The sequence below is a fragment of the Pseudoalteromonas sp. SG41-5 genome (assembly GCF_014164495.1).
Classification (GTDB): Bacteria; Pseudomonadota; Gammaproteobacteria; order Enterobacterales; family Alteromonadaceae; genus Pseudoalteromonas; species Pseudoalteromonas rhizosphaerae.
Genome location: NZ_JACJFH010000228.1, coordinates 1 through 1,288 on the forward strand (window position 1 = coordinate 1; position 1,288 = coordinate 1,288).

The following is a 1,288-nucleotide window of genomic DNA, read 5'->3' on the forward strand; positions in this document are numbered from 1 at the left end:
ATTTCATCGAATACTAACTGCAACGTCAAATGTTTGTGCTGCTTTAAATCCTTATTGATGGTGAGCCAGTCAGGTGTTGGGTATCTTTTTTGACGGGGTGAGAAGTCCCTGATTTTTGTATTAAGGAAAGTATCGTGTTGTTTATTTTCAGGTAACGGCCAGTGATTTAAGCCTAGCTCATTGGCCTTTTTCACGAAGTTAGCGACGGTCTAAGGGGAGATATTTAAGCTTCTTGCAATCTCTCGATGGGATAATTTTGCTGAATATTTCAGCCCTAATTTAGTCTGTAATTTACTCATAGATATAGGTCTTGTTGACATGATTGTTATCCTCATCAAATGATTTAGATAATGGTTTAACATACCTACAAAAATGATAAAACGTGAACTCGGTTACGAGTGGCATTAAGCTTTGATCGGCAAAATCATTAAGAACACAAAAGTGATCATTATCGCGTAATTTTCGTGATCAAAGCTGAAGAGAATATGCATCGTAAATCATACAGTAAAGTAAATAATGCCTCAGCACAATGCGAACGGGGTAATGCAGCGGTTCCACGCATTCCTGAGTTGCGTAGAGTTGTTGTAATTACCGAGCACGGCAATGATGTACCAACCACACACATGTTAGAAGTTATACAAGACCAATCGTATTGACTGCTAAAGAAGATAGTCGATTGTAAGCTTTGGAAGGAACGCATTGGGTGGAATAACAGCCTTGTTGGCATTGGCAAAGTACTACCAAAACTAGCTATACGCTTACGAAGAAAGTATAAATGTAATGTTCTCTATCTTTGACAACTAATGGTACTGTTTTATATATATTAGGAAAAACGATAGACACGCCAGTAAAGTTGGCTTGATATCGCTTAGGCCATAAAAAGCAAATTCCCATAGCATAAGTAACACCAACTCTGACACGCTTTTAAGTGGCTCGAAGAATCCTTTTGTGAATTAGCATCGATTTGTAATATGCAATTGATGGGGCAAAAGTGATTGACTAATGCACCACTTCCTCACATGAGTTTTTATGCCACATCCTTAAACGAATATGTGCAAAACCGGCTTGATCAAATTAGTATGCCAGTCCAATTTAATGAGTGGCTTGAAAGCAATGTTGAAGAATTGTATTCCAACTGTTATTTGTAGTGACTTGCTAGCTGAATTTCATAGGTTGGATCTTAAGAAAACTTGAAGTTGAACTCTGTTAATGATCAAATAGTTACGCCAATAAAAACATGACCAAAAACAGAGTTCACATGCAGATTAACCAAGTTTCAAATCAATTA

At 37.2% G+C, this 1,288-nt stretch carries 1 protein-coding gene and 1 pseudogene; one reads left to right on the forward strand and one right to left on the reverse strand.

All coding sequences use genetic code 11. The features are described from left to right. Nucleotides 1–194, reverse strand: a pseudogene (locus tag H5232_RS24465) (IS21 family transposase); the annotation flags it as partial. A 291-nt stretch (nt 195–485) separates the two neighbouring features. On the opposite strand from H5232_RS24465, the gene H5232_RS23215 reads away from it, so the two are divergent. Next, nucleotides 486–656, forward strand: a complete 171-nt coding sequence (locus H5232_RS23215) for a hypothetical protein (RefSeq protein WP_182831647.1) — start codon at nt 486–488, stop codon at nt 654–656. The last annotated feature ends 632 nt before the right edge of the window (nt 657–1,288 follow it).

Coding starts and splice junctions, on each gene's coding strand:
- H5232_RS23215 (WP_182831647.1), top strand. CDS start 486: ATGCATCGTAAATCATACAGTAAAGTAAATAATGCCTCAGCACAATGC.